We start from the raw sequence: 26,098 nt of genomic DNA, 5'->3' as shown, positions 1-26,098 counted from the left end.
GGACGTCAGCCCTCGGCGAGCCCCAGCAGCACGAGCGGGTTCGTCAGGCGCCACAGGAGGTCGGGCTCGGGGATGCGCGGGGCGACGACCGTGGTGGCGAGCTCGGAGCCTGGGATCGCGGCCGAGCCGACCTCCATCGAGCCGACGCCGGTGGACACGGGCTCGACGTCGACCTCGACCGCGATGGGCTGCGTCACCCACGCGAGGGTCGAGAGCGCCTCCTCGGTCGTCGCCTCCGACGTCGCACCCCAGGCGGAGGTGCTCGTCGCCACGACGGCGCCCGCGGCGACGACCTCGCGCTGCTGCACGTTCTGCCAGAGGCTCTCGACGAGGGCGATCGTCGCCGCGTCGCGATCGTCCTCCGTCACCTGGCCGAGCACGACGGCGACGGCGCGCAGCTCGCGGCCCTCGACGACGGCGGTCGCCGACACGAGCAGGTTGCGACCCGAGACGAACAGCGCGCCGGTCTTGCCTGCGTCGATCCCCGCCTCGCCGAGCAGCCCGTTCGTGTTCGGCTGCACCCCGAGGCCCGGGACCTGCACCGACGAGGCACCCATCGCCTCGGCCACGAGCGGCTCCGCCATCGCCAGCTGCCCGAGCCGCACCATGTCGGCGGGCGACGCGACCGACTCGAGCGAGAGCCCGGCGGCGTCGGCGACCACCATGGTCGGCAGGCCGTTGGCCTGCGCCCAGTCGGCAGCCGCGGCGACGAAGCCGTCGATCGAGCCGAAGCCCCACCGTGCGAGCGTCATGGCCGCGTTGGCGGAGGAGGCGACGACGGAGGCGTCGACGAGGTCGGCCTGCGTCACGACCTGGCCGGCGCGCACGGGGTAGTACGGCGCGGCGTCGTCGAACGCCGCCTGCATGAACGCGACGTCCTCGTCGTCGAGCGTGATCTCGGCGCCCTCGTCGGCGTCGATCGGGTGCGCGTCGAGCACCACGAGCACCGTCGCGAGCTTCGTGATGCTCGCCATCGGCACCGCCGCGTCGCCCGTCGTGCCTGCCGCGCCCTCCACGCCGTCGATGGCGAACGCCGCGGCGCCGTACCCGGGCCAGGCGATCTGCGCCTCGCCCGCAGGTGGCGCGTCGAGGGTGCGCTCGTCGCTCGCGACCGCAGGCAGCGGCGCGAACGTCAGCCATGCGGCGCCGCCGACGACGGCCACGAGCAGCAGCACGACGAGCGCGCGCACGAGATGCACCCACGCGGGCGTGCGGGCCTGCGTCGCTGCCGTGACGTAGTGGCTCATGCGTGCAGCACCGCCCACAGCACCACCGCGCTCGTGGCGGCGACGTTCAGCGAGTCGACGCCGTGGTGCATGGGGATGCGCACGACGACGTCGGCCGCTGCGAGGGCATCGGGTCCGAGGCCGTGCCCCTCGCTGCCGAGCACGATGGCGACGCGCTCGGCTCGCTCGCGGCGCCAGTGCGCGAGGTCGACGGCATCGTCGGCGAGCGCGAGGGCCGCGGTCTCGAAGCCGGCCGCTCGCAGCATGGGACCCGCCTCGTGCCACGCGGGGATCCGCGTCCACGGCACCTGCAGCACCGTGCCCATGCTGACGCGCACGCTGCGCCGGTACAGCGGGTCGGCGCACGTGGGCGTCACGAGCACGGCGTCGGCTCCGAGGCCCGCGACGGAGCGGAAGGCCGCGCCGACGTTCGTGTGGTCGACGAGCCCGTCGAGCACCACGACGGTGCGCGCGTCGCGCAGCACGTCGGCGGGATCCGGCAGCGCGGGGCGCTGCATGGCCGCGAGGGCGCCGCGGTGCAGGTGGAAGCCGGTGATGCGCTCGAGCTGCGCCTCGTCGCCGACGAACACCGGCACGTCGAGGCCACCGGCGATCGCCTCGACGTCGGGCAGCCAGCGCTCGCTGACGAGGATCGATCGCGGCGCGTGCCCGGCGCGCAGCGCACGGCCCAGCACGGTCTGCGACTCGGCGATGTAGAGGCCGCGCTCAGGCTCGGTGCGCATGCGCAGCTGCACGTCGGTGAGACCGACGTAGTCGGTCAGCCTCGGATCGTCGAGCGATGCGATGCGGACGATGTCCATGGGGCCCCTTCCGTGCCGGACAAGGGTACGTCGGCTCGTAGGATCGGAGCGTGCTCGACACTGCGATCGACAGACTCCGGCTCGGACCCATCGCCGTCATCACGGGCGCGGGCATCTCGACCGACTCCGGCATCCCCGACTACCGCGGCGCCGGCGCCCCGCCGCGGAACCCCATGCAGCTCGACCGCTTCCTCGCCTCCGAGCACGCGCGGCGTCGCTACTGGGCGGGCAGCCACCTCGGGTGGCGCACGTTCTCGTCGACGCAGCCGAACGACGGGCACCTGGCGATCGCACGGATGGGCGCAGCCGGCCTGCTGACGGGCGTCGTGACGCAGAACGTCGACGACCTGCACGAGAAGGCGGGCAGCCGCGACGTCGTGCACCTGCACGGCGCCAACGCCACGGTCACGTGCCTGCAGTGCTCATCCCGCTTCCCCAGGCAGGTCGTCGCCGACCGCATCGCCGAGGAGAACCCATGGATCACGGTGCCCGAGGCGGTGCGCATGAACCCCGACGGCGACGTGTCGCTCGAGGGCGACCAGGACTTCGTCGTGCCCGTGTGCTTCGTGTGCGGCGGCATGCTGAAGCCCGACGTGGTCTTCTTCGGCGAGCTCGTGCCGAGCCACGTCTTCCACGAGGCCGACATGGCGGTGCGCGCCGCGAGCGTCGTGCTCGTCGCCGGCTCGTCGCTCGTCGTGAACACCGCGGTGCGGCTGCTCGAGGTCGCGCGGCGGCGCGACCTGCCGATCGTCATCATCAACCGCGGCCCGACGAAGTGGGATCGACGCGCGAGCGTGCGCATCGACGCGGGGCTGTCGGAGTCGCTCGGCGAGATCGCCGAGGCGCTCGTGCCGACGCCCTCCGCTGCCTGAGCCCGACGGGCCGGCTCGTCCTCAGCGGCGCGCGCGCCGGGCGGCGACCGTCGCCTCGAGCGCGGCGAGCAGCGCGTCGGCGGACGCATCCCAGCCGAACGTCGCGGCCTGCGCCCGTGCGGCGGCCGAGCGTGCAGCCCACTCGCCCTCGCGCTCGAGCGCGCGCACGGCGTCCGCGAACCCCTGCGGGTCGGCGACGGGCGCGTAGAGTCCCGCGTCGCCCGCGACCTCGCGGAAGATCGGGATGTCCGAGACCACCACGGGCACGCCGAGCATCATCGACTCGAGCAGCGGGATGCCGAAGCCCTCGTCGTGGCTCGCGTGGACGAGGGCGGTGGCGCTGCGCAGCAGCTCGGCGTACTCGGCGTCGGTCACGCCGTCGTGGACGACGATGCGCGCGTCGGGCGCGATGGCGCGCAGGCGCGCCTCCTCCCCCGCCGGCATCCTGCTGAGCAGGTGCAGCTCGTGCTCCGGCAGCAGCGCGGCGGCGCGCACGAGGGTGTCGACGCCCTTGTAGGGCATGAAGGAGCCCATGTAGACGAGGCGACGCGTGGGAGGTGCGGCGTGCGACACGGGCTCGCCGAGCGCGTCGGCCGCGTTGCGCACGACGTGGACGGGCCGCGTCGTGAGGCGGTGCTCGCGCACGAGCCGCGCGGTGGTCTCGGAGACGACGACCGTCGCGTCGGCGCCGCGCAGCAGCAGCCGCTGCGGCGCGTAGGACAGGTGGTAGAGCCGCCAGAGCGCCCGCACGGGCGCCGGCAGGTCGCGCGGCGGCATGGGGTGCCGGTAGTAGATGAGATCGTGCACCGTCGTCACGAGCGCCGTGCGCCTGCCGAGCGAGCCGATGGTCTGCATCGGCGAGTAGACGACGTCGGCGTCGACGTGCCGCATCCGCCAGGTCGCGAGCGGCTCGAGCGCGCCCGTCGGGCTCGGACCGAGCACGTGGGGCAGGTCCGGCAGCATGCGCAGCTGCGCGGGGTCGTGCACGAGCATCGTCACGTCGGCTCGTGCGCCGAGTCGCGTGACGAGCTCGGCCGAGAAGCGCGAGATGCCGTCGTGCCGCTCGGTGCGCACGTAGCGGCAGTCGAAGAGCACCCTCATGCCCGGCCTGCCGCGAGGAATCGGCGCACGCGCGCGGCGACCTGGTCGGGCTGCTCGTAGTGCACGAGGTGGCCCGTGCCGTGCAGCTCGGCGATCGATGCGTCGGGGAAGCGTGCGCGAAGGGCGCGCTGCGCCGCGAGCGGCGTGATGTCGTCGCGGTCGGCGACGACGAGCAGCACGGGCTGGAGGATGCGCTCGGCGTAGTGGCCCACGTTCGTGCTGATCGACGTCTCGAAGCCGCCGACGACCGATGCGCGCGATGCGAACGCCGAGAAGTAGCGGTCGTGCTGGTCGTGGATCCAGCGGCGCATGGCACGGTCGCGGCTCTTCGTCATGACGAGGCTCATGCCGCGCACGATCACGGGGCTCGAGAGCATCGCGTGGCCGACGGCCTCCGGTGCCGCCGCCGCGACGCGGTACCAGCCGAGCGTGAGCCGCGACAGCGTGCGCTGCGGACCGGCGAGCGCCGGCTGCGCGATGGGGTTCACGAGCACGATGCGGCTCGCGTCGAGGCCCGCGGCCGCCGCGGCGGCGACGACGATCGACCCGAACGAGTGCCCGAGCACGGGCGCGCCGGGGGCGTGCGCCGCGACGAAGGACCGCAGCCACGAGGCGTACCCGTCGATCGAGGTGTCGTCGGAGGCCGCCGAGTCGCCGAAGCCCGGCAGGTCGGGCACGATCGCGCGCATGCCCGTGAGGTGTGCGGCGATGGTCTCGAGCCCGTGGTGGTCGCCACGGTAGCCGTGCACGAGCACGATGGGCGGCGCCGCGGGGTCGCCGTAGGCGAACCACGCCGTGCGGATGCCGTCGACCACGTGCTCGAAGCGGGCGACGGGCGTCGCATCCAGCAGCTTCTGGAAGGGCGAGTCGACCATGCATCCGAGCCTACGGGGCGCGCCTGTCCGGTCGTGTCGGCCGCCCCGGCTAGCGTGGCGCCATGATCGACCTCCAGAGCCCGCGGCCGGGCGACGCCGGAGCGATCGACGACCTCGTGACCCAGGCCCTCGCGCTGCAGGAGGCAGCGCAGCGGCCTGCGCCGGTGATCGTCGCCTCGCCGGACGACGCCGTGGTGGCCGCGCTGCCCGCCGCGTGGGCGTCGCGCATCGCCGTCTTCGACCTCGAGACGACGGGCGTCGACACGTCGACCGCGCGCATCGTCACCGCCTTCCTCGGCGTGCTCGACGAGCACGGCGCCCTCGTCGAGCAGCACGCGTGGCTCGCCGACCCCGGCGTCGAGATCCCCGAGGGCGCGGCGGCCATCCACGGCATCACGACCGAGCGCGCCCGGGCCGAGGGTGCGCCGGCGTTCGAGGTCGTCGCGGCCCTCGTCGCCGAGCTGTCGAACCTGCTGCGCGCGGGCACGCCCGTCGTGGCGTACAACGCGGCCTACGACTTCACCGTCCTGCACCACGAGGCCCTGCGCCACGGCATCGCACCGGTCGAGACGCCGGCTCCCGTCATCGACCCGCTCGTGCTCGACAAGCACGTCGACCGCTACCGCAAGGGCAAGCGCACCCTCGGCGTCACGTGCGCGCACTACGGCATCGCGCTCGACGCCTGGCACGACGCCTCCGCCGACGCCATCGCCGCCGGCCGTCTCGCGCAGGCCATGCACGAGCTCTTCCCGCAGCTGCAGGTGCCGGCCGACGAGCTGCACGCCTCGACCGTCGACTGGGCGACGCAGCAGGCCGAGTCGTTCGCGCGCTACATGCAGCAGCGCGACCCCTCGTTCGTCGCCGACCGCGGCTGGCCCATCCGGCAGGCTCGCTCGGCGTGAGCGACGCGCGCATCGTCGACCTCGACGGTCTCGCCGAGCGCGTCACGCGTCGCGCGCGCGAGGTCGACAGGCCCGTCGTCGTCGGCATCTCGGGCGTGGGCGGCGCAGGCAAGTCGACGCTCGCCCGGTCGCTCGTCGGACGCATCGAGGGCGCCGTGCGCATGCGCGGCGACGACTTCCTCTCCCCCGAGCGCTCGCATCGTCGCTCGAGCGACTGGGATGGCGTCGAGCGCGAGCGGCTCGTGCGCGAGGTGCTGCTGCCGTTCCGCGAGCGGCGCGCATCCACCTTCCGCCGCTGGGACTGGCATGCGGGCGCGCTCGGCGAGCCCGAGGCCGTGCCGAGCGCAGACGTGCTCGTCGTCGACCTCGTCGGCCTGCTGCATCCCGACGCGCTGGACGCGCTCGACCTCACGGTGTGGTGCGACGTCGACCCCGCCGTCGCCGCAGAGCGCGGCATCGCCCGCGACCGCGCGGCCGGCCACGATCACGATGCGCTGTGGCGCGACGTATGGGTGCCGAACGACGCCGAGTTCGGCGCACGGTTCCGGCCCCGCGACGTCGCCGACCTGCTCGTCGTCACGGGCTGACGCGCCGCCAGGCGCGCGCCCTTGGCGCGCACCCGCGGCGCCGAGCCCTCCACGCACGACGAAGGCGGGCACCCGATGGGTGCCCGCCTCCGGGTGGCTCAGGGAGCGCTCAGGCGCCGAAGCCCTTGAAGCGCTTGTTGAACTTCTCGACGCGGCCGGCCGAGTCCATGATGCGCTGCTTGCCCGTGTAGAACGGGTGCGAGGCGCTGGAGATTTCGACGTCGATGACCGGGTACTCGACGCCGTCGAGCTCGATCGTCTTGTCGGACGTCGTCGTCGAGCGGGTGAGGAACGTCTCGCCCGATGCGAGGTCGCGGAAGACGATGTCGCGGTACTCGGGGTGGATGCCGGTTCTCATGGTGATACCTCGGGATGTGGATGGAAGTCGTCGGCGCGATGCGCACCAGCGAATGACTCTAGCAGAGTCCGCGCCCGCGACGCGGGAGCGGCTCCGCCCGGCGCGTCAGGCTGCGCGGGCCGTGTAGCGGTCGCCGTCGCGCGTGACGCGCAGCGGCGTGCCGAAGGCCTCGGTGAGGCGCGCGTCGGTGAGCACCTCGTCGATCGGGCCGGCCGCCGAGACCGTGCCACCCGCGAGCAGCAGCACGTGGGTGAAGCCCGGGGGGATCTCCTCGACGTGGTGGGTGACCATGACGAGGCCCGGCGCGAGCGGGCTCGCGGCGTACTCGGCGAGCGAACGCACGAGACCCTCGCGCGCGCCGAGGTCGAGGCTGCCGGCGGGCTCGTCGAGCAGCATGAGCTCGGGGTCGGTCATGACGGCGCGCGCGATCTGCACGCGCTTCTGCTCCCCGTCGCTCAGGGTGCCGTAGGAGCGCTTCGACAGGCGCGTCAGCTCCCAGTCCTCCATGACGTGGGCGGCCCGCTCGAGGTCGACCGAGTCGTACCGCTCGTGCCAGCGGCCCGTGACGGCGTACGCCGCGGTGAGCACGGCGTCGCCGACGGTCTCCTGCGGCGGGATCCGGCGGCCGAGGCTCGTCGCGGCGATGCCGATGCGCGTGCGCAGCTCGAACACGTCGACGCGCCCGAGCCGCTCCCCCAGCACCTCCACGGTGCCGGACGAGGGGTGCATCGCCGCCGAGGCCAGCTGCAGGATGGTCGACTTGCCGGCGCCGTTGGGCCCGAGGATCACCCAGCGCTCGCTCGAGTCGACGCTCCAGCGCACCGAGTCGAGGATGCGGTTGCCGTTCCGGACGACGGTGACGTCGTCGAGGTCGAGGACACGCGTCATGTCGTCGAGCCTAGCCGCGCGCTCGGGCGCCGCCGGTCAGCGACGCTCGGCGACGACGGTCTCGTACAGCGCGCGCGTCTCCCGCGCGATGCGGCCCCAGTCGAAGTGCGTCCGTGCCCGCTCCCGGCCCGCCTCGCCCATCCGCCGCGCCGCCTCGGGGTCGGCGACGACGCGAGCGAGGGCGTCGGCGAGGTCGGCGACGAAGCGATCGGGGTCGGTGGGCGTGCCCGTGCCGTCCTGCACCTGGTCGATGGGCACGAGCACGCCCGTGACGCCGTCGTCGATGACCTCGGGGATGCCGCCGGTCGCCGAGCCGACGACGGCGGCACCGCATGCCATCGCCTCGAGGTTCACGATGCCGAGCGGCTCGTACACGCTCGGGCACACGAACGTCGTCGCGTGGCTCAGCAGCACCTGCATGTCGGCGCGCGGCAGGTGCTCGTCGATCCACACGACCCCGTCGCGCGTCTCGCGCAGCTCGTCGACGAGCGCGCGCACCTCGGCGAGGATCTCCTGCGTGTCGGGCGCGCCGGCGCACAGCACGAGCTGCACCTCCTCCGAGAGGGCGCGGGCGGCGCGCAGCAGGTACGGCAGGCCCTTCTGCCGCGTGATGCGTCCGACGAACACGACCGACGGCCGCTCGGGGTCGAGGCCGAGCTCGCGCGCGCGGTCCGGGTCGTCGACGCGCTGCCATGCGTCGAGGTCGATGCCGTTCGTGATCGTGACGACCCGCTCGGGGTCGAGGCTCGGATACGAGCGGAGGATGTCGGCGCGCATGCCGTCGCTCACGGCGATGACGCGGTCGGCGGCCTCGTAGGCACGGCGCTCGACGTCGCTCGAGATGCGATAGCCGCCCGCGAGCTGCTCGGCCTTCCAGGGCCGCAGGGGCTCGAGCGAGTGCGCGGTGACGACGTGCGGGATGCCGTGCAGCTCCTGGGCGAGCCTGCCCGCCTCGTTGGCGTACCAGGTGTGCGAGTGCACGACGTCGGCGCCCGCCACCGCATCCGCGATCTGCAGGTCGACCGCGAGCGTCTGCAGGGCGGCGTTCGCGTCGGCGAGCTCGGCGGGGACGTCGTACGCCGTGACGTCGGCCTCGTCGCGCTGAGCGCCGAAGCAGCGCACCTGCACCTCGGTGTCGCGCCGCAGCGCGCGCACGAGCTCGGTGACGTGCACGCCGGCGCCTCCGTAGATGGCAGGCGGATACTCCTTGGTGACGACGTCGACGCGCATGCCGTCAGCGTACGCGGCGGATACCAGACGTGCGACGGCCCTGCGCGGCGGCGTGCTCGCCCGATAGGTTCGTGCCATGGACAAGAAGGTCTTCGGGATCGTCCTCGCCGGTGGCGAGGGGAAGCGGCTCATGCCCCTGACCGAGGACCGGGCGAAGCCCGCGGTGCCCTTCGGTGGCACGTACCGCCTCATCGACTTCGCGCTGTCGAACCTCGTGAACTCGGGGATGCGCCAGATCGTGGTGCTGACGCAGTACAAGTCGCACTCGCTCGACCGCCACGTCTCGCAGATGTGGCGCATGGCGCCGCAGCTCGGGTCGTACGTCGCGTCGGTGCCGGCGCAGCAGCGGCTCGGCAAGCGGTGGTTCCAGGGCTCGGCCGACGCCATCCTGCAGTCGCTCAACCTCATCAAGGACGAGAAGCCCGACATCGTGGTCGTCGTCGGCGCCGACCACGTCTACCGCATGGACTTCCGCGACATGATCGAGGCGCACGTCGCCTCCGGCGCGCGCATGACGGTCGCGGGCATCCGCCAGCCCATCGCGCTCGCCGACCAGTTCGGCGTCATCGAGGAGTCGTCCGACGGCTCGGGCAAGATCGACGCGTTCCGCGAGAAGCCGAGCGACCCGAAGCCGCTCAACGACTCCCCCGACGAGGTGCTCGCCTCGATGGGCAACTACGTGTTCGACGCCGACGCGCTCGTGGAGGCCGTGAAGGCCGACGGCGACCTCGACGAGTCGAACCACGACATGGGCGGCGACATCGTGCCGTACTTCGTCGACCGCGGCGAGGCGTACTTCTACGACCTGCAGTCGAACACCGTGCCGGGCATGACCGACCGCGACAAGTACTACTGGCGCGACGTCGGCACCATCGAGTCGTTCTTCGACGCGCACATGGACCTCATCGCGGCCCTGCCGATCTTCAACCTCTACAACCGTCGCTGGCCGATCTACTCGGCGCAGTACAACGAGCCGCCCGCGAAGTTCACGCGGGACGAGCAGGGCCGCCCCGCGGAGGTCGTCGAGTCGATCGTGTCGTCCGGCTCGGTCATCCAGGGCGCCTCGGTCGTGCGCAGCGTGCTCTCGCCGTGGAACCGCGTCGACTCGGGCGCGTCGGTGTCGGATGCCGTGCTCTTCGACCAGGTGCACGTGCACGCGGGCGCCGTCGTGCGTCGCGCGATCCTCGACAAGGAGGTCGTCGTCGGCCCCGGCGTGCAGATCGGCGTCGACCACGACCACGACCGCGCCCGCGGGTTCGCGGTGTCGGACACGGGGATCGTGACGGTGCCGAAGGGTCTGCGGGTGATGGCGTGAGGCGAGTCGTCGTCACCGACGTCGACTCCACCCTCATCCGCGACGAGGTCATCGAGCGCATCGCCGATGCCGTCGGGCCCGACGCGCGCGCCCACGTCGAGGCCGTGACCGAGCGGGCGATGCGCGGCGAGCTCGACTTCGCCGCGTCGCTCGTCGAGCGCGTGCGCATGCTCGAGGGCGTGCCCGTGTCGGTGCTCGACGACGTCGCCCGCTCGGTGCGGGTCACCGACGGCGTCGAGGAGCTCGTGGACGCCGTGCACGCAGCCGGTGGCATCGTCTGCGCCGTGTCCGGCGGGTTCCACGAGGTGCTCGACCCCCTCGCCGAGCGACTGGGCCTCGATCGCGCCCTCGCGAACCGCCTCGAGGCATCGGACGGGGTGCTCACGGGGCGCACGGTCGGGCCGATCGTCGACGCCGCCGCGAAGCGCGACGCGCTGCACCGGTGGGCGGCCGAGCACGACGTGCCGCTGTCGTCGACCGTCGCGATCGGCGACGGCGCCAACGACCTGCTGATGCTCGAGGACGCCGGGCTCGGCGTCGCGTTCTGCGCGAAGCCCATCGTGCGCGAGCGCATCCGGGCGCACGTCGACGTGCCCGACTTCCGCGAGGTGCTCGCGCTGCTGCGCACGGCCTAGCGCGCGGAGCGCTCAGCCCTCGCGACGCCAGCCGCGCAGCACGAGCCGCAGGAGGATGCCGACCACGAGCGCCCAGAAGGCGGCGCTCACGCCCGCGATCGCGATGCCGGATGCGGCGACGACGAAGGCGGCCACGGCCGGGATGCGGTCGCTCGCGTCGTCGAGCGCGGCGTGCAGCGACGCGGCGAGCGTGCCGAGGAGCGCGAGCCCTGCGACGGCGGCCACGACGCCTGCCGGTGCGAGCGCGACGAGCGCCGCGAGCGCGCTCGAGCCGACGCCGAGCAGGACGAGCAGGGTGCCGGACGACACCGATGCCAGCCATCGGCGCGATCGATCGGCGCCCGCATCCGGCCCAGCGGCGAGCGCCGCGGAGATGGCGGCGAGGTTGATGGCGTGGCCGCCGAGCGGGGCGCCGATCACGGTGCCGACCCCCGTGACGAGCATCGAGCGCCGCCACGGCACGTCGTAGCCGAGGCCGCGCATCACGGCGACGCCCGGCACGTTCTGCGACGCCATGGTGACGAGGAACAGCGGCAGCGCGATGCCGACGACGCCCGCGACGGTGAGCGTCGGCGCCGTGAGCGCGACGGCGGGTGCGAGCGACGACGCGGCGGGTGCGGCGCCCGAGGCGACGAGGTGCACGGTCACGACGATCGCGGCGGCGACGAACGCGAGCGGGGCTGCGAAGCGCGGTGCGAGCCGCAGCGCGACGATCCACACGACGACGACGGGTGCGACGGCGAGCGGGTTGGCCGCGAGCCCCGTGACGACGCCGAGGCACAGCTGCAGCAGCACGCCGGCGAGCATCGCCTGCGCGATCGACGTCGGGATGGCGGCGATGAGCCGTCCGAGCCACGGCACGAGGCCCGTGAGCAGCACGAGCACGCCCGTCACGAGGAAGGCGCCGACCGCGGCCGGCCAGCCCCCGTCGACCACGCCCGTGCCGACGAGGAGCGCAGCACCCGGCGTCGACCACGCGACGGTGACGGGCATCCGCGTGGAGACGGCGAGGGCGATGCTCGCGAGCCCCATCGTCACGGTGACGGCGAGCAGCCCGGAGGCCGCCTCCTCACGGGAGGCGCCGACGGCGGACAGCCCTTGGAGGACGACGACGAACGCCGACGTGAAGGCGACGAGCGCCGACACGAGCCCCGCGGCGACGGGCGTCGCCCATGAGCCGCGCGACGCGGCGCCCTCCGACGCGCGACGCGTCGGGGACGCGGCCGTCTAGTGCCCCATCCCGAGGCCGCCATCCACGGGGATGACGGCGCCGGACACGTACGCGGCGTCGTCGGACGCGAGCCACGTGATGACCTTCGCGACCTCCTCGGCGCTCGCGAAGCGGCCCGCCGGGATCTGCGACCTGTACTGCGCCTGCTGCTCGGCGGGCAGCGCATCGGTCATGTCGGTCTCGATGAACCCGGGCGCCACCACGTTCGCCGTGATGCCGCGCGAGCCGAGCTCGCGGGTGATCGAGCGCGCGAGGCCCACGAGACCGGCCTTCGACGCGGCGTAGTTGACCTGGCCGGCGCCGCCGAGGAGCCCGACGACGGACGACACGAGCACGATGCGCCCGAACCTCGCCCGCACCATGCCCTTCGACGCACGCTGCACGACGCGGAACGAGCCGGTGAGGTTCGTGTCGATCACGTCGGAGAAGTCCTGCTCGCTCATGCGCATGAGCAGGGTGTCGCGCGTGATGCCCGCGTTCGCGACCACGATCTCGACGGGCCCGAGCTCGGCCTCCACCTGCGTGAACGCCGCGTCGATGGATGCGGCGTCGGTGACGTCGGCGCGCACCGTCAGCGTGCCCTCGGGGCCCTCGCCCGAGCGGGCCGTCACGGCGACGCGGTGTCCGGCGTCGACGAAGGCGGTGGCGATGGCGCGGCCGATGCCGCGGTTGCCGCCGGTCACGAGCACGGTGCGGGACATGGATTCCTCTCGAAGCGCAACGGCACCCGTGCGCGGGCGCCCGCGGCAAGCCTAGCCAGGCGTACCCTTGGTCGAAGGGAACCCATGAGCCACGACGAGCCGTCCATCACCGACCTGCCTGTGTCGCCGACCGAGGATCGACGCAGGCGCACGAGGACGTACCTCATCATGATGGGCATCCGCCTCCTCTGCATCGTCCTCTTCATCGTCCTTCCCGACTGGTGGAAGGTGGCGCCGGCCATCGTCGCCATCGTGATCCCCTGGGTGGCCGTCGTCGTCGCGAACGCGTCGAGCCAGCTCGGCACGAGGGCCGACCGCGTCGTGCGCCGCGAGATCGAGTCGTGAGCCTGTGGGATCTCGGCGGCGACTCCGCCGCCACCGAGTGCTCGTCGTCCGGATGCCGTGACGCTGCGGCATGGACGGTCTCGTGGCGCAACCCGCGCATCCACGACGCCTCGCGCGTGAAGGAGTGGGCGGCGTGCGACGCGCACCGCGACCACCTGCGCGACTGGCTCGCGAGCCGTGACTTCCCCGTCGTGGTGACGCCGTTCGGCGAGACCGTGGAACGGGTGGGCTGATGCTCGCGCTCCTCCGCACGCGGCGGTGGCTCGGCTACCTCGCGCTCGTGCTCGTCTTCGCGACGGTGTGCGTCGCGCTCGGCATGTGGCAGTGGCATCGTCGGGAGGAGGCGCTCGCCGCCATCGCCCGCCTCGACGCGAACTACGACGAGCCGGCGGTGCCGCTCGCCGACGAGCTGCCCGCCCTCGACGAGTTCGCGATCGACCAGCAGTGGACGGTCGTCGAGGCGACGGGCGAGTACCTCGCCGACGAGACGCTGCTGTGGCGCGGCCGCGTGCGCGACACGCAGGTCGGCTTCGAGGTGCTCGTGCCGTTCCAGACGACCGACGGCCGCATCCTCCTCGTCGATCGCGGCTGGCTGCCGCCCGGCAGCAGCTCGGCGGCACCCGACGCGGTGCCCGCCGCGCCCGAGGGCGAGACGACCATCGTCGTGCGGCTGCGGGAGGATCAGGGGGCCATCCAGGGTCGCGACGCGCCGGAGGGCCAGGTCGCGAGCATCGACCTCGAGGCGATCGCATCGACCCTCGACGCCGACGCCTACACGGGCGCCTACGGCCTGCTCGCGACGGAGGACGGCGAGGTCGCCGACGGCATCGGATCCTTCACGCGGCCCGTGCTCGACGAGGGGCCGCACCTGTCGTACACGCTGCAGTGGTTCGTGTTCGCGGCGATGGGCGGCATCGGCTACGTGTGGGCCCTGCGCCGCGAGGCGCGCGGCGACGCCGAGCTCGACGAGGTCGAGCGGCCGACGCGACGCACGCGGCGCCCGAGCGACGCCGACGTCGAGGACGCGATCCTCGACCGCTCGACGCGCTGACGCTCAGCGCGCGTCCGCGTCGTCCCCGCGCACGACCGGCAGCACGGTCGTCGACAGCGCGGGCACGCGCCACCGGAACCGCTCCGCGAGCAGCCGGAAGGCGATGACGGCCGCGCCGACGCCCACGAGCACCCACGTCGAAGCGATGCCGAGCTCGACGAGCAGCGCGGTGAGCGCCGCGCCGGACAGCGCGGGCAGCAGATAGAGGCGCGACTCGCGTCGCATGACGGTGGGGATGTCGTTCGCGAGCACGTCGCGCAGGATGCCGCCGCCGACGCCCGTCAGCATGCCGACGATCGCGGCGCCCACCGGTCCGATGCCCGCCTCGATCGCGACGATCGTGCCCTCGACGCAGAAGACGCCGAGGCCGATGGCGTCGAACACCAGCACGGGGCGCGCGAGATGCGCGATCCAACGGTGCAGGGCGAAGACCACCGCTGCCCCGGCGACGGCGACGCCGACCATCCACACGTCGACGAGCACCACGGGCGTGCGGCCCACCAGCAGGTCGCGCAGCATGCCGCCTCCCGTGGACGTCACGACGGCGAGGAAGGCCATGCCGACGACGTCCATGCGCTTCTCGGCGGCGAGCTGCGCACCCGAGATCGCGAACGCGAGCACGCCGAGGCCCACGAGGGCCGTGTGCACGGTGCCGAGCCAGTCGTCGAGCATGCCTCGCCCCTGGGTCGCGGGCTACGCGAGCTCGATGAGCTCGAGGTACTCGGGGTTCCAGTGATCCTCGGTGCCGTCGGGCATGATGAGCACGCGGTCGGGGTGCAGCGCCTCGACGGCGCCCGGGTCGTGGCTCACGAGCACGACGGCGCCCTCGAAGGAGTCGAGCGCGCCGAGGATCTCCTCGCGGCTCGCGGGGTCGAGGTTGTTCGTGGGCTCGTCGAGCAGCAGCACGTTGGCCGCCGAGACGACGAGCGTCGCGAGGCTGAGGCGCGTCTTCTCGCCGCCCGAGAGCACGCGCGCGGGCTTGTGCACGTCGTCTCCCGTGAACAGGAACGACCCGAGCACGCGCCGTGCCTCGACCTCGCCGATGTCGGGCGCGGAGGAGACCATGTTCTGCAGCACGGTGCGGTCGACGTCGAGGGTCTCGTGCTCCTGCGCGTAGTAGCCGATGCGGAGGCCGTGCCCGCGCTCGATCACGCCGGTGTCCGACTCCGAGACGCCCGCGAGGATGCGCAGCAGCGTCGTCTTGCCAGCACCGTTCAGGCCGAGCGCGACGACCTTGGTGCCGCGGTCGATCGCGAGGTCGACGGCTGAGAAGATCTCGAGCGAGCCGTACGACTTCGACAGGTCGTGCGCCTGCAGCGGCGTCTTGCCGCACGGGGCGGGCTTCGGGAATCGCAACCTGGCGACCTTGTCGTCCATGCGCACGGCCTCGAGGCCGGAGAGCAGGCGATCGGCGCGCTTCGCCATCTGCTTGGCCGCGACGGCGCCGGAGGCGCGCGCACCCATCTTCGCCGCCTGCATCTGCAGCACGCCTGCCTGGCGCTCGGCGTTCGTGCGCTCGCGCTTGCGGCGCTCGGCGTCGGCCTCGCGCTGGCGCAGGTAGTGCTTCCAGCCCATGTTGTAGATGTCGATGACCTGGCGGTTGGCGTCGAGGTAGAAGACGCGGTTCACGGTCTCCTCCACGAGCACGACGTCGTGGCTGATGACGATGAGCCCACCCGCGTAGCCCTTGAGGAACTCCCGCAGCCACACGACGGAGTCGGCGTCGAGGTGGTTCGTCGGCTCGTCGAGGATCATGGTCTCGGCGCCGGAGAACAGGATGCGCGCGAGCTCGATGCGTCGCCGCTGGCCGCCGGAGAGCGTCTCGAGGGGCTGGTCGAGGATGCGCTCGGGCAGCTGCAGGTTCGACGCGATCGCCGCACCCTCGGCCTCCGCCGCGTAGCCGCCGAGGCCGAGGAAGGCGTCCTCGGCGCGCGAGTAGGCCCGCATGGCGCGCTCGCCCTCGGCGCCGCCGAGCGCCATGCGCTCGGTCGCGCTGCGCATCTCCTCGAGCACCGTGCCGATGCCGCGAGCGTCGAGGATGCGCGTGCGAGCCGTCTGCTTCGGGTCGCCGGAGCGCGGATCCTGCGGGAGGTACCCGATCTCGCCCGAGCGCTCGATCGTGCCTGCGAAGTCATGGCCGTCGCGGTCGTCGGAGACGCCGGCGAGCACCTTCGTCATCGTGGTCTTGCCCGCGCCGTTGCGGCCGACGAGGCCGATCTTGTCGCCCTTCTCCACGCGGAAGGTGACGCCGGACATGAGGGTGCGTGCGCCGACGGACAGGTCGAGGTCGGTGACGGAGATCATGGCGCTGCCTAGGGCTTCTTCGAGGGGTGGGGAGTGGCCGACGATGGCCAGCCGCCCAGCCTACCGTGCTCGCGAGGCGCGCGGGGGCGGCGCGGTCGCCGATGTCCGACGTGCGTGCCACACTGCTCCACGCGGAGCAGTCGACCGGTGGCCGGCGCGCTCGTCGATCGAGCCACGATCCTCACCAGGGAGCACGCATGTCCGACACCCCCACCACCCGGTCCCCGTGGCCCGCGCTCTGGGCGCTCGTCATCGGGTTCTTCATGATCCTCGTCGACTCGACGATCGTGTCGGTCGCGATCCCGCACATCATGGCTGGGCTCGACGCCGGCATCAACGAGGTCATCTGGGTGACGAGCGCCTACCTGCTCGCCTACGCCGTGCCGCTGCTGATCACCGGCCGCCTCGGCGACCGCTTCGGTCCGAAGCCGGTCTACCTCGCGGGCCTCGTCGTCTTCACGCTCGCGTCGCTGTGGTGCGGACTCGCCGACTCGATCGAGATGCTGATCCTCGCCCGCGTCGTGCAGGGCCTCGGCGCCGCGCTCATGACGCCGCAGACGATGGCCGTCATCATGCGCACGTTCGCGCCGGACTCGCGCGGCGCCGCCATGGGGCTGTGGGGCGGCGTCGCCGGCCTCGCGATGCTCGTGGGCCCGCTGCTGGGCGGCGCGCTCGTCGACGGCCTCGGCTGGGCGTGGATCTTCTTCATCAACGTGCCCGTGGGCATCGTCGGCTTCGTGCTCGTCATGCGCCTCGTGCCCAGCCTGCCGCTGCACGCGCACTCGTTCGACTGGCTCGGCGTCGTGCTCAGCGCAGCCGGCATGTTCCTGCTCGTGCTCGGCATCCAGGAGGGCGAGACGTACGACTGGGGTGCCATGCCCGTCCTCGGCGTCGACGTGCCCATCGTCGGCGTCATCCTCGCCGGCGTCGTCCTCATGGTCGCGTTCGTCGTGTGGCAGTGGCGCAACCGTCGCGAGCCGCTCGTGCCGCTCGGCATCTTCCGCGACCGCAACTTCGCGCTCGCGAGCCTCGCGATCGCGACGATCGGCTTCCTCGTCACGGCGATGGCCGTGCCGATCTTCCTCTACGCGCAGGGCGTGCGCGGCCTCTCCCCCACGCAGTCGGCCCTGCTCATGGTGCCCATGGCGCTCGGCGCCGGCTTCCTGTCGCCCTTCACGAGCCGCTTCCTGCAGGCGCGCGACCCGCGGCTGTTCGTCGCGGCGGGCATCCTCGGGATGGGCGGTGCGGTCGCGTGGTACGGCACGTGGGTGCAGCAGCAGGCCGACGTCTGGCTGCTCCTGCTGCCTGGCGCGCTCATGGGCGTGTCGAGCGCGTTCGTGTGGGGTCCGCTCGGCATCGTCGCGACCCGCAACCTCGATCCGCGGCTCGCGGGGGCGGGCTCGGGCGTCTACAACACCGTGCGGCAGATCGGTGCGGTCGTCGGCTCCGCGGCGATCGCGGCGGCGATGTCGTGGCGCATCGACGCCGAGCTCGGTGCGGGCGCGAGCGATCGGGTCTCCGGCGCATCGGCGGGCGGTGCGCTGCCCGAGCAGGTCGCGGGGCCCTTCGCCGCCGCGCTCGGGCAGTCGCTGCTGCTGCCCGCTGCCGTGACGGCGCTCGGGGTCGTGGCGGCGCTGTGCTTCGCGCGGCCGGGCGCCGGTCGCGCAGGTGCTCCGCCGTCGCTCGCCGATGACGACGCGGCAGCCACGAGGGTCGCCGCCGACTGACGCGCCCTTCCACGGTCCCTGTGTCCGCCATCCGGTGGACGCCGGGTCCTCCGCCCGCCCCTCGCGGGCGCGTCGCGGCGGGAGCAGGCTGTGGGCATGACGAATCGACTGGTCGAGGTGCAGCACCTCCGGAAGTCCTACGGCGACCGCGTCGCGCTCGACGACGTGACCCTCCACGTCGACGAGGGCGAGACGCTCGCCCTCCTCGGCCCGAACGGTGCGGGCAAGTCGACGACGATCGAGATCCTCGAGGGCTACCGCGTGCGTTCGGGTGGCGACGTGCGCGTGCTCGGCGAGGATCCGCAGCGCGCGGGCGTCGCCTGGCGGGCAGGGCTCGGCATCGTGCTGCAGTCGACCGGCGAGGCGTCGGTCGCGACGGTCCGAGAGGAGCTGCGCGGGCTCGCCGCCCTGCACCCGCGAGCCCGCGCCGTCGACGACGTGATCGAGGCGGTGGGGCTCTCCGAGCATGCGGATCGGCGCATCGCCTCGCTCTCGGGCGGCCAGCAGCGCCGCGTCGACGTGGCGATGGGCATCGTCGGCAGGCCGAGGCTGCTGTTCCTCGACGAGCCGACCACGGGGTTCGACGCCGAGGCGAGGCGCGAGTTCTGGGCGCTCATCCGCTCGCTGCAGGCCGATGGCACGACGATCCTGCTGACGACGCACTACCTCGAGGAGGCCGCGCAGCTCGCCGACCGCATCGTCGTCATCGCCGACCGCCGCGTCGCCGCGGAGGGCCCGCCCTCGACGATCGGCGGTGCGGAGGCGCGCGTGCCCCTCGTGCGCTGGCGGGAGGGCGGAGCGATGCGCGAGCACCGATCCGTCGAGCCAGGAGCCGTCGTCGCATCGCTGGTCGCGCGCCTCGGCGAGCCCGACGGGCTCGAGGTCGTGCGCCCGAGCCTCGAGGACGTCTACCTGGGCATCGTCCGCGCCGACCGCGAGGAGGTGGCGGCATGAGCGTCGCGCAGGCCACGAGCACGAACGGCATCCCGTCGCCGCTGTCGCCCGTCGGCATCGCGCGCACGGCCCGCATCGCCGCGGGCCGCGTCGGCTACGAGGTGCGGATGTACTTCCGCCAGCTCGATCAGGTCTTCTTCACGTTCCTGTTCCCCGTGCTGATGCTCGGCATCTTCGCGTCGGTGTTCGACACCATGACGTTCCCCGACGGTCGCGGCGGCACCACCGAGCTGCCAGCGGCCGAGTACTACCTGCCCGCGATGCTCGCGTCCGGCATCCTGCTCTCCGGGGTGCAGAACCTCGGGGTCGACGTGGCGGTCGCCCGCACGAACGGCACGCTCAAGCGGCTCGCCGGCACGCCGATGCCGCCGATCGCCTACATCGCAGGCAAGCTCGGCCAGGCTGCGGTCACGGGCGCCGCGCAGGCGGTCGTGCTGCTCGGCGTCGGCGCCCTCGTGTTCGGGGTCGCGCTGCCGACCGATGCGGGTGCCTGGGCGACGTTCGCCTGGGTCTTCGTGCTCGGCACCCTCGCGAGCGCCCTGCTCGGCATCGCGCTGTCGCGCATCCCGCGATCGGGTCGCAGCGCGACGGCGGTCATCATCCCCATCGTGCTCGTCGTGCAGTTCGCGTCGGGGATCTTCATCCAGTTCTCGGTGCTGCCGGAGTGGATGCAGCAGGCGGCGCAGGCGCTGCCCGTCGCGTGGATGGCGCTCGGCATGCGTGCCGCGCTCCTGCCCGCCGAGCATGCGGTGCTCGAGCTCGGCGGGTCGTGGAACCTCGAGGGCGTGGCGCTCGTGCTGGGTGCGTGGGTCGTCGTGGGGCTCGTGCTCGTGCGGCTCACGTTCCGATGGATCCGTCGATCGTGACGCTGCGAGCGTCGACGCCGACCGAGGTGCGTCAGGATGGCGGGGTGCACGTCCCGACCCCGATCCGCGACGACGAGGCGCGGACGCTGCGGTGGGCGGACGTCGCGGTCGTCTCGGTCGTCGTCGCCGCCGTGACCCTCGTCGCGATCGCACCGGGCGGCGCGGCGAGCGTCGCGCTCGTGGTGGCCGCGATGGTCGCTCTCGCGGCGCTGTGGCTCGTGCTGCGACGCTCGCTGGCCGCGACGGGCACGGCGCCTGCGTGGCGCGTCGTCGCGTTGTGCGCCATCGCCCTCGCCTGCACGCTCGCGGCCCCGTGGCTCGCGATCGTGCAGGCGGTGCTGCATCCGCTCGCGTGGATCGGCGCCGACCGCCGCAGGTTCGGCGTCGTCGCCTCCGGCCTCGTCGCCGCCTCGGCGGCTGCGGGATGGATCCTGCACTCGCCGGAGGACTGGGGAGCGGCGCTGGCGACGCAGGCGGGGTCGTGGGCGTTCTCCACGTGGTTCGGGCTGTGGATCGGCTCCATCGATCGGCTGAGCGAGGAGCGCCGACGCCTCGTGGAGGCGCTGCAGGCCTCGCGCGACGAGGTCGCCGCGCTCGCGTCCGAGCAGGGCGCGATGCAGGAGCGCGACCGGATCGCGCGCGAGATCCACGACACGATCGCGCAGGACCTCGCGGGCGTCGTCATGCTGCTCGAGGGTGCGCGGGCCTCGAGCGACGCGGCGCCGGCGGCGCTCGAGCGCGCCGAGCAGGCTGCGCGCCGCTCGCTCGCGGACGCGCGCGCGCTCGTCGCGGGCGAGATCGCGATCGACGTCGAGGGCCGTGGTCTCGCGGCGTCGCTGCGCGACGTCGCCGAGCGCTTCGCGCGCGAGCACGGCGTCGACGTCGACGCGAGGCTCGACGCCGTCGCGATCGACCGCGAGGCGCAGGTGGTGCTCGTGCGCTGCCTGCAGGAGGCGCTGTCGAACGTGCGCAGGCACGCTCGCGCCGGTGCCGTGCGCGTGGCGCTCGTCGGTGGCGACGACGCCGTGCTCACGGTCGACGACGACGGCGTCGGGATGCCGTCGTCGCCGCCATCGGCGCGCGGCTTCGGGCTCGAGGCGATGGCGCGCCGCGCGGCGCTCGCCGGCGGCTCCGCGTCGACGAGCGCGTCGCCGCTCGGCGGCACGCGCGTGGTCGTGCGCGTGCCCGTCGCACGCGAGGAGCGCTCGTGACCGCCCCCATCCGCGTGCTGGTGGTCGACGACCACGAGGTCGTGCGCGCGGGCATCGTCGCGCTGCTCGCCGCTGCGGACGGCATCGAGGTCGTCGGCGAGGCCGACGATGGCGAGGCGGCGATCGCTCGCGTCGCAGCGCACGAGCCCGACGTCATCCTCATGGATCTGCGCATGCCCGGCCTCGGCGGGGTGGAGGCGACGCGTCGCATCGTCGATGCGGACGCGGCGGCGCGCGTGCTCGTGCTCACGACGTACGAGACCGACGACGACATCCTGGCGGCGATCGCCGCGGGCGCCTCCGGCTACCTGCTGAAGGCGGCGCCGGCGGCGGAGGTCGTCGCGGGCATCCGCTCGGTGGCCGCCGGCGAGACGGCGCTCGCGCCGTCGGTGGCCCGCGCGCTCGTGCGGGCGGCCCGGGAGCCGGAGGCGTCGGCGGTCGCGCTGTCGCCGCGCGAGGCCGAGGTGCTGGCGCTCGTCGCAGCGGGGCTGACGAACCGCGAGGTCGGCGCTCGGCTCTACGTGGGCGAGGCCACGGTCAAGACGTACCTCGCGCGCGTGTTCGACAAGCTGGGCGTCTCGGATCGCACGCGCGCGGTGACGAAGGCGCTCGAGCTCGGTCTGCTCTGACGCTCGTCGGGTGACGCCGGCGCGCGTCAGTCGTGGATGCGCGGGTCGGGCAGCAGCGTCTCGACCGCGGGCTTGCGCCCCTGCGCACGCCACCACACGACGAAGCCGACGGCGGTGAAGGCGCCGTAGAACACGTACATCGCGGCGGTCGCGTAGTAGCCGGCGGCGACGAGCAGCGGCACACCCACGACGTCGACCGCGATCCACACCAGCCAGAACTCCGTCCATCCGCGGGCCATGCCGTAGGTGGCGACGAGCGAGCCGACGAACGTCCACGCATCCGCCCACTGCGGCTCGAACGAGCCGAGCGCCGTGAAGACGGGCGTGAGCGCCACGGTGCCGACGAGGAGCGCGAGCACGATGCCGACGCGTTCGCGCCCGCTCGCCCACCGCGGCCGGATCTGCCCGTGGCCGTCGCGCGCCTGTCGCCACCGCACCCAGCCGTAGACGGCGACGGCGATGAACATGACCTGTCGACCCGCCTGGCCGAGCAGCCCGGGCAGGCCGTGGTCGGGGTCGACGATCGCGACGAGGAAGACGCTGAGCAGCAGGAGGTTGCCGACGATGCCCACGGGCCACGCCCATGCGCGCCTGGCCATGCCGCCGAGGGCGCTCGCGAGGCCGAAGACGTTGCCCACGACCTCGCGCAGGAGGAGCGACTGGCCGCCGGGCAGCTCGATCTGCGCCGTGTAGGCGCCGACGAGCCAGGCGATGGGATCCACGCGATCATGCTGGCACGTCCGCAGGCGTGCGAGGCCCGCTCGTCGTCATGTGCCGACGCGCTCGCGCGCGTCGCCCTATGCTCGGGGCAATCGCTCGACGACCCAGGAGTCTCGCATGACCTCGATCGCCGCCCCCGCCGTGCTCGCCGACCGTCTCGTCGCCCACCGGTCCGTCGCGACCGACGTGGCGCTCGTCACGGGAGGCGCCGCGCTCACCGCGCTGCTCGCGCAGGTCGCGATCCCGCTGTGGCCCGTGCCCATCACGGGCCAGACGCTCGCGGTGCTCGTGGTCGGCGCCTCGCTCGGTGCCGCTCGCGGCGCGGCCTCGCTCGCGCTCTACGCGGTGCTCGGCGTCGTCGGCCTGCCGATCTTCTCCGACGGCGCGAGCGGCCTCGGCGTGCTCATGGGCACGACGGGCGGCTACATCCTCGGCTTCATCGCCGCGGCGGCGCTGACGGGCTGGCTCGCCGAGCGCCGCTGGGACCGGCGGTTCCTCGGCGCCGTCGTCGCCATGACGGCCGGCACGCTCGTGACGTTCGCGTTCGGCATGACGTGGCTCGCCGTGGCGACGGGCGGCTCGCTCGAGCAGATCCTCGCGTGGGGCCTCGTGCCCTTCATCCCGGGCGGCATCGTGAAGGCGCTGCTCGCTGCCGCGATCCTGCCGATCGCGTGGCGGGGCGTGCGCGCGCTCGACGCGCGTCGCGGCCAGTAGCGCCTCGGCATCGGCTCGGCGTCCGACGGTGGGGATGCGGCGTGCGCTCGCGCTCGCGGGCGCGGGTGCGCTCGGCGTGCTCGTGCTCGTCGGCGCCGTGGTCGCGCCCGGCGTCGTGCCGGGCGTGCACGCGGAGCGGCCGTCGACGCCCGCGCGCGACCGCACCGGCATCGCGGTCGTCGAGGCCATCCCCTACGGCGCCGACCCCGCGCAGCGCATCGACGTCTGCCTGCCGCGCGGCGAGACCACGACCGAGCGTGCCGCGATCCTGCTCGTGCACGGCGGGTCGTGGGCGCGCGGCAGCCGCACGGATCCGCTGTGGCGCGACACGTGCACGTGGCTGGCGTCGGCCGGCTACGTCGTCGCCAACGTCGACTACCGCCTCGCACCCGAGCATCCCTTCCCCGCCGGGATCGACGACGTGACGGCCGCGCTCGCATGGCTGCGCTCCCCCGAGACGCTCGCGACGTACCGCATCGACGCCGACCGCATCGGTGCCTTCGGCGGCTCGGCGGGCGGCAACCTCGCGTCGCTGCTCGCGACGGCGGGCTCCGGCGACTGGGATGCGGTCGACCGCGTCGCCGCCGTCGTGTCGATGTCGGCACCGCTCGACCTCTCCGGCGTCGACGTGCGCGACGACTTCGTCGAGCGACAGCTCGCCTACCTCGCGTGCGACGAGCTGGCCGACTGCCCCGCCGCCGGGCTCGCGAGCCCGGCGACGTTCGTCGACCCCACCGATCCCCCGTTCCTCGTGGTGCACGGCGACGACGAGATGATCCCGCTCGCGCAGGCGGAGGCGTTCGCGTCGGTGCTCGAGCGCCACGACGTGCCCGTGCAGCTCGCCGTGGTGCCCTCGCAGCACCACTCGATCGGCCTCCTCACGGAGCCCGACGTGCGCGACACGGTGCTCGCGTTCCTCGAGGTGTCGCTGCAGGGGCCCGCCCGCCTCTGACGACGCACCGCGGGCATGTGGCGCGCGCGAGCCCCCAGGCCGCGTACCGTTGACGTCATGACCGACACCGCGCCCGCCGAGGCGACCGACGCAGAGCGCTCGACGTTCGCCGACCTGGGCCTGCCGCCCGCGATCCTCCAGGCGCTCGCCGACGTCGGCTACGAGACCCCCTCGAGCATCCAGGCGGCGACGATCCCCACCCTGCTGCAGGGGCGCGACATCATCGGCCTCGCGCAGACCGGCACCGGCAAGACGGCGGCGTTCGCGCTGCCCGTGCTCGCGGGCGTTGACGTCGCGTCGAAGCACGTGCAGGCGCTCGTGCTCACGCCGACGCGCGAGCTCGCCGTGCAGGTCTGCGAGGCGTTCGAGCGCTACGCGGCGCACCTCGGCGGCGTGCACGTGCTGCCGATCTACGGCGGTCAGGCCTACGGCGTGCAGCTGTCGGCGCTGCGTCGCGGCGTCCACGTCGTCGTCGGCACGCCGGGTCGCATCATGGATCACCTCGACAAGGGCACCCTCGACCTGTCGAGGCTGACGCACGTCGTGCTCGACGAGGCCGACGAGATGCTGCGGATGGGCTTCGCCGAGGACGTCGACCAGATCCTCGCGTCGACGCCGGAGGACAAGCAGGTCGCCCTCTTCTCGGCGACGATGCCGAGGCAGATCCGGGCGATCTCGCAGCAGCACCTGCGCGACCCCGAGGAGATCTCGGTGCAGGGCGGGGCGAAGACGTCGGCGAGCATCCGCCAGCGCGCCATCCTCGTGTCGTACCAGCAGAAGCTCGAGGCGCTCACGCGCGTGCTCGAGGTCGAGCCGTTCGACGGCGCCATCGTGTTCGTGCGCACGCGCTCCGAGACCGAGACGGTCGCCGAGCGCCTGCGGGCGCGCGGCTACACGGCGGCCGCGATCTCGGGCGACGTCGCCCAGGCGCAGCGCGAGCGCACGATCGAGCAGCTGCGCGACGGCTCGCTCGACGTGCTCGTCGCCACCGACGTCGCGGCGCGAGGCCTCGACGTCGAGCGCATCAGCCACGTCGTCAACTACGACCTCCCCATCGACACCGAGTCCTACGTGCACCGCATCGGTCGCACGGGGCGCGCGGGCCGCACCGGCGACGCCATCAGCTTCGTGACCCCGCGCGAGCGTCGCATGCTGGGCGCGATCGAGCGCACGACGGGCGGCACGGTCGAGGAGATCCCGATGCCGTCGGCAGGCGAGGTCAACGCGTCGCGCCTGTCGAAGTTCGACGACGCGATCTCGGCAGCGCTCGGCGAGACGGCGCGCATCGATCGCTTCCGCGACATCGTCGCGCACTACGTCGAGCACCACGACGTCCCGCACGTCGACGTCGCCGCCGCCCTCGCCGTCGTCGCGCAGGGGCCCGTGCCCATGCTGCTCGACGAGCAGGACGACGTCGCGTCCCGGCCCCCCAAGCGCGCGCGCGATCGCGACGACGCGCGTGCCCCGCACGAGGGCGACGACCGCGGTCCGCGCCGCGAGCGTCGCAGCCCGTCGGATGCGACGACGTACCGTCTCGCCGTCGGCTCGCGCAACCGCGTCGAGCCGCGTCAGATCGTCGGCGCCCTCGCGAACGAGGGCGGGCTCGGCCGCGACGACTTCGGCCGCATCCAGATCCGGTTCGACTTCACGCTCGTCGAGCTGCCGCAGCTCTCCGACGACCAGCTCGGCCGTCTCGCCGAGACCCGCATCCTCGGCAAGCCGATCGACATCCGCCCGGACACCGGTGGCCGTGCCGATCGCGGCCCGCGTCGCGATCGCGACGACCGATTCGACCGTCCGCGTCGCGACGACCGGGGCGGCTCCGACCGACCGCGCCGCGACGACCGCGAGGACCGCAAGCCGCGGCACCGCCGCGACTGACG

The 26,098-nt window shown here is 73.4% G+C and carries 27 protein-coding genes and 1 pseudogene; 16 read left to right on the top strand and 12 right to left on the bottom strand.

Annotated elements, in window-relative coordinates; genetic code table 11:
* Positions 1-5: 5 nt before the first annotated feature.
* Both ACFQPP_RS06300 and ACFQPP_RS06295 read right to left on the bottom strand, forming a co-directional pair.
* Positions 6-1,247 carry a D-alanyl-D-alanine carboxypeptidase family protein gene (locus ACFQPP_RS06300; RefSeq protein ID WP_376915696.1) on the bottom strand — a complete coding sequence of 414 codons (1,242 nt, stop codon included), beginning with the start codon at positions 1,245-1,247 and terminating at the stop codon, positions 6-8.
* Positions 1,244-2,047, bottom strand: coding sequence for a TrmH family RNA methyltransferase (locus tag ACFQPP_RS06295; RefSeq protein WP_376915695.1), 804 nt, complete (start codon positions 2,045-2,047; stop codon positions 1,244-1,246). The genes ACFQPP_RS06300 and ACFQPP_RS06295 overlap by 4 nt, the downstream gene beginning before the upstream one ends.
* A 50-nt stretch (positions 2,048-2,097) precedes the next feature.
* Between ACFQPP_RS06295 and ACFQPP_RS06290 the strand changes: the two genes are divergently transcribed.
* Complete coding sequence (locus ACFQPP_RS06290) at positions 2,098-2,919, top strand: Sir2 family NAD-dependent protein deacetylase (RefSeq protein WP_376915694.1); 822 nt, start codon at positions 2,098-2,100, stop codon at positions 2,917-2,919.
* 21 nt (positions 2,920-2,940) lie between these two features.
* On the opposite strand, the gene ACFQPP_RS06285 is transcribed toward ACFQPP_RS06290, so the two are convergent.
* Both ACFQPP_RS06285 and ACFQPP_RS06280 read right to left on the bottom strand, forming a co-directional pair.
* A complete protein-coding gene (locus ACFQPP_RS06285) occupies positions 2,941-4,020 on the bottom strand; it encodes a glycosyltransferase family 4 protein (RefSeq protein WP_376915693.1) in 1,080 nt (359 codons plus the stop codon).
* Positions 4,017-4,895: an alpha/beta fold hydrolase gene (locus ACFQPP_RS06280; RefSeq protein ID WP_376915692.1), complete on the bottom strand. Its 879-nt coding sequence runs from the start codon at positions 4,893-4,895 to the stop codon at positions 4,017-4,019. The genes ACFQPP_RS06285 and ACFQPP_RS06280 overlap by 4 nt, the downstream gene beginning before the upstream one ends.
* A 62-nt stretch (positions 4,896-4,957) precedes the next feature.
* Between ACFQPP_RS06280 and ACFQPP_RS06275 the strand changes: the two genes are divergently transcribed.
* Together ACFQPP_RS06275 and ACFQPP_RS06270 are read left to right on the top strand one after the other, a co-directional pair.
* A complete protein-coding gene (locus ACFQPP_RS06275; RefSeq protein WP_376915691.1) occupies positions 4,958-5,797 on the top strand; it encodes a 3'-5' exonuclease in 840 nt (279 codons plus the stop codon).
* A complete protein-coding gene (locus tag ACFQPP_RS06270) occupies positions 5,794-6,384 on the top strand; it encodes a phosphoglycerate transporter (protein ID WP_376915690.1) in 591 nt (196 codons plus the stop codon). Before ACFQPP_RS06275 ends, ACFQPP_RS06270 begins: the two co-directional genes overlap by 4 nt.
* Before the next feature lie 109 nt (positions 6,385-6,493).
* Here the strand turns inward: ACFQPP_RS06270 and ACFQPP_RS06265 are convergent, their stop codons facing one another.
* The 3 genes from ACFQPP_RS06265 to glgA all read right to left on the bottom strand — a co-directional run bounded on the left by ACFQPP_RS06265 (position 6,494) and on the right by glgA (position 8,860).
* Positions 6,494-6,742 (bottom strand): type B 50S ribosomal protein L31, encoded by a 249-nt coding sequence (locus ACFQPP_RS06265; RefSeq protein WP_376915689.1) that lies wholly within the window; start codon positions 6,740-6,742, stop codon positions 6,494-6,496.
* Between the two features lie 105 nt (positions 6,743-6,847).
* Positions 6,848-7,630 carry an ABC transporter ATP-binding protein gene (locus ACFQPP_RS06260; RefSeq protein ID WP_376915688.1) on the bottom strand — a complete coding sequence of 261 codons (783 nt, stop codon included), beginning with the start codon at positions 7,628-7,630 and terminating at the stop codon, positions 6,848-6,850.
* Positions 7,631-7,666: 36 nt separating this feature from the next.
* The gene (glgA, locus tag ACFQPP_RS06255; protein ID WP_376915687.1) at positions 7,667-8,860 is read right to left on the bottom strand and encodes a glycogen synthase; all 1,194 of its coding nucleotides are present in this window, start codon (positions 8,858-8,860) and stop codon (positions 7,667-7,669) included.
* Positions 8,861-8,936: 76 nt separating this feature from the next.
* On the opposite strand from glgA, the gene glgC reads away from it, so the two are divergent.
* Both glgC and serB read left to right on the top strand, forming a co-directional pair.
* Positions 8,937-10,175: a glucose-1-phosphate adenylyltransferase gene (gene glgC, locus ACFQPP_RS06250; protein ID WP_376915686.1), complete on the top strand. Its 1,239-nt coding sequence runs from the start codon at positions 8,937-8,939 to the stop codon at positions 10,173-10,175.
* Complete coding sequence (gene serB, locus ACFQPP_RS06245; protein WP_376915685.1) at positions 10,172-10,810, top strand: phosphoserine phosphatase SerB; 639 nt, start codon at positions 10,172-10,174, stop codon at positions 10,808-10,810. The genes glgC and serB overlap by 4 nt, the downstream gene beginning before the upstream one ends.
* Before the next feature lie 12 nt (positions 10,811-10,822).
* Here serB and ACFQPP_RS06240 read toward each other — a convergent pair.
* Positions 10,823-11,974: pseudogene (locus ACFQPP_RS06240) on the bottom strand (benzoate/H(+) symporter BenE family transporter); the annotation flags it as partial.
* 63 nt (positions 11,975-12,037) lie between these two features.
* On the bottom strand, positions 12,038-12,742 hold the full coding sequence (locus ACFQPP_RS06235; protein ID WP_376915684.1) for a beta-ketoacyl-ACP reductase: 705 nt from the start codon (positions 12,740-12,742) through the stop codon (positions 12,038-12,040).
* Positions 12,743-12,826: 84 nt separating this feature from the next.
* On the opposite strand from ACFQPP_RS06235, the gene ACFQPP_RS06230 reads away from it, so the two are divergent.
* From ACFQPP_RS06230 to ACFQPP_RS06220, 3 genes are read left to right on the top strand one after another with little or no spacing between them, the layout of a single operon-like run.
* Entirely contained in the window at positions 12,827-13,087 is a 261-nt protein-coding gene (locus tag ACFQPP_RS06230; RefSeq protein WP_376915683.1) for a DUF3099 domain-containing protein, read from the top strand.
* Entirely contained in the window at positions 13,084-13,320 is a 237-nt protein-coding gene (locus ACFQPP_RS06225) for a hypothetical protein (protein WP_376915682.1), read from the top strand. Before ACFQPP_RS06230 ends, ACFQPP_RS06225 begins: the two co-directional genes overlap by 4 nt.
* Positions 13,320-14,138 carry an SURF1 family protein gene (locus ACFQPP_RS06220; protein WP_376915681.1) on the top strand — a complete coding sequence of 273 codons (819 nt, stop codon included), beginning with the start codon at positions 13,320-13,322 and terminating at the stop codon, positions 14,136-14,138. The genes ACFQPP_RS06225 and ACFQPP_RS06220 overlap by 1 nt, the downstream gene beginning before the upstream one ends.
* A 3-nt stretch (positions 14,139-14,141) precedes the next feature.
* Here ACFQPP_RS06220 and ACFQPP_RS06215 read toward each other — a convergent pair whose 3' ends face one another.
* Both ACFQPP_RS06215 and ACFQPP_RS06210 read right to left on the bottom strand, forming a co-directional pair.
* On the bottom strand, positions 14,142-14,810 hold the full coding sequence (locus ACFQPP_RS06215; RefSeq protein WP_376915680.1) for a trimeric intracellular cation channel family protein: 669 nt from the start codon (positions 14,808-14,810) through the stop codon (positions 14,142-14,144).
* 21 nt (positions 14,811-14,831) lie between these two features.
* Positions 14,832-16,442: an ABC-F family ATP-binding cassette domain-containing protein gene (locus tag ACFQPP_RS06210; protein ID WP_376915679.1), complete on the bottom strand. Its 1,611-nt coding sequence runs from the start codon at positions 16,440-16,442 to the stop codon at positions 14,832-14,834.
* Positions 16,443-16,639: 197 nt separating this feature from the next.
* Here ACFQPP_RS06210 and ACFQPP_RS06205 point away from each other — a divergent pair, with 197 nt between their 5' ends.
* From ACFQPP_RS06205 to ACFQPP_RS06185, 5 genes are all read left to right on the top strand, one after another.
* Positions 16,640-18,169 carry a DHA2 family efflux MFS transporter permease subunit gene (locus tag ACFQPP_RS06205; RefSeq protein WP_376915678.1) on the top strand — a complete coding sequence of 510 codons (1,530 nt, stop codon included), beginning with the start codon at positions 16,640-16,642 and terminating at the stop codon, positions 18,167-18,169.
* Between the two features lie 96 nt (positions 18,170-18,265).
* A complete protein-coding gene (locus ACFQPP_RS06200; protein ID WP_376915677.1) occupies positions 18,266-19,123 on the top strand; it encodes an ABC transporter ATP-binding protein in 858 nt (285 codons plus the stop codon).
* The gene (locus tag ACFQPP_RS06195; protein WP_376915676.1) at positions 19,120-19,989 is read left to right on the top strand and encodes an ABC transporter permease; all 870 of its coding nucleotides are present in this window, start codon (positions 19,120-19,122) and stop codon (positions 19,987-19,989) included. Before ACFQPP_RS06200 ends, ACFQPP_RS06195 begins: the two co-directional genes overlap by 4 nt.
* A 44-nt stretch (positions 19,990-20,033) precedes the next feature.
* The gene (locus ACFQPP_RS06190) at positions 20,034-21,200 is read left to right on the top strand and encodes a sensor histidine kinase (RefSeq protein WP_376915675.1); all 1,167 of its coding nucleotides are present in this window, start codon (positions 20,034-20,036) and stop codon (positions 21,198-21,200) included.
* Positions 21,197-21,829: a response regulator gene (locus ACFQPP_RS06185; RefSeq protein WP_376915674.1), complete on the top strand. Its 633-nt coding sequence runs from the start codon at positions 21,197-21,199 to the stop codon at positions 21,827-21,829. The genes ACFQPP_RS06190 and ACFQPP_RS06185 overlap by 4 nt, the downstream gene beginning before the upstream one ends.
* Positions 21,830-21,855: 26 nt before the next feature.
* Here ACFQPP_RS06185 and pnuC read toward each other — a convergent pair whose 3' ends face one another.
* On the bottom strand, positions 21,856-22,542 hold the full coding sequence (gene pnuC / locus ACFQPP_RS06180) for a nicotinamide riboside transporter PnuC (protein WP_376916766.1): 687 nt from the start codon (positions 22,540-22,542) through the stop codon (positions 21,856-21,858).
* 124 nt (positions 22,543-22,666) lie between these two features.
* Between pnuC and ACFQPP_RS06175 the strand changes: the two genes are divergently transcribed.
* From ACFQPP_RS06175 to ACFQPP_RS06165, 3 genes are read left to right on the top strand one after another with little or no spacing between them, the layout of a single operon-like run.
* Positions 22,667-23,263 carry a biotin transporter BioY gene (locus ACFQPP_RS06175; RefSeq protein ID WP_376915673.1) on the top strand — a complete coding sequence of 199 codons (597 nt, stop codon included), beginning with the start codon at positions 22,667-22,669 and terminating at the stop codon, positions 23,261-23,263.
* Between the two features lie 34 nt (positions 23,264-23,297).
* The gene (locus ACFQPP_RS06170) at positions 23,298-24,215 is read left to right on the top strand and encodes an alpha/beta hydrolase (protein ID WP_376915672.1); all 918 of its coding nucleotides are present in this window, start codon (positions 23,298-23,300) and stop codon (positions 24,213-24,215) included.
* Between the two features lie 57 nt (positions 24,216-24,272).
* On the top strand, positions 24,273-26,096 hold the full coding sequence (locus ACFQPP_RS06165; RefSeq protein WP_376915671.1) for a DEAD/DEAH box helicase: 1,824 nt from the start codon (positions 24,273-24,275) through the stop codon (positions 26,094-26,096).
* Positions 26,097-26,098 lie beyond the last annotated feature (2 nt).

The organism is Agrococcus sp. GCM10030265, from assembly GCF_042666675.1.
Lineage (GTDB): Bacteria > Actinomycetota > Actinomycetes > Actinomycetales > Microbacteriaceae > Agrococcus.
Note: the sequence above shows the minus strand (reverse complement) of the source record. Positions and strands in the feature narration are given on the sequence as shown.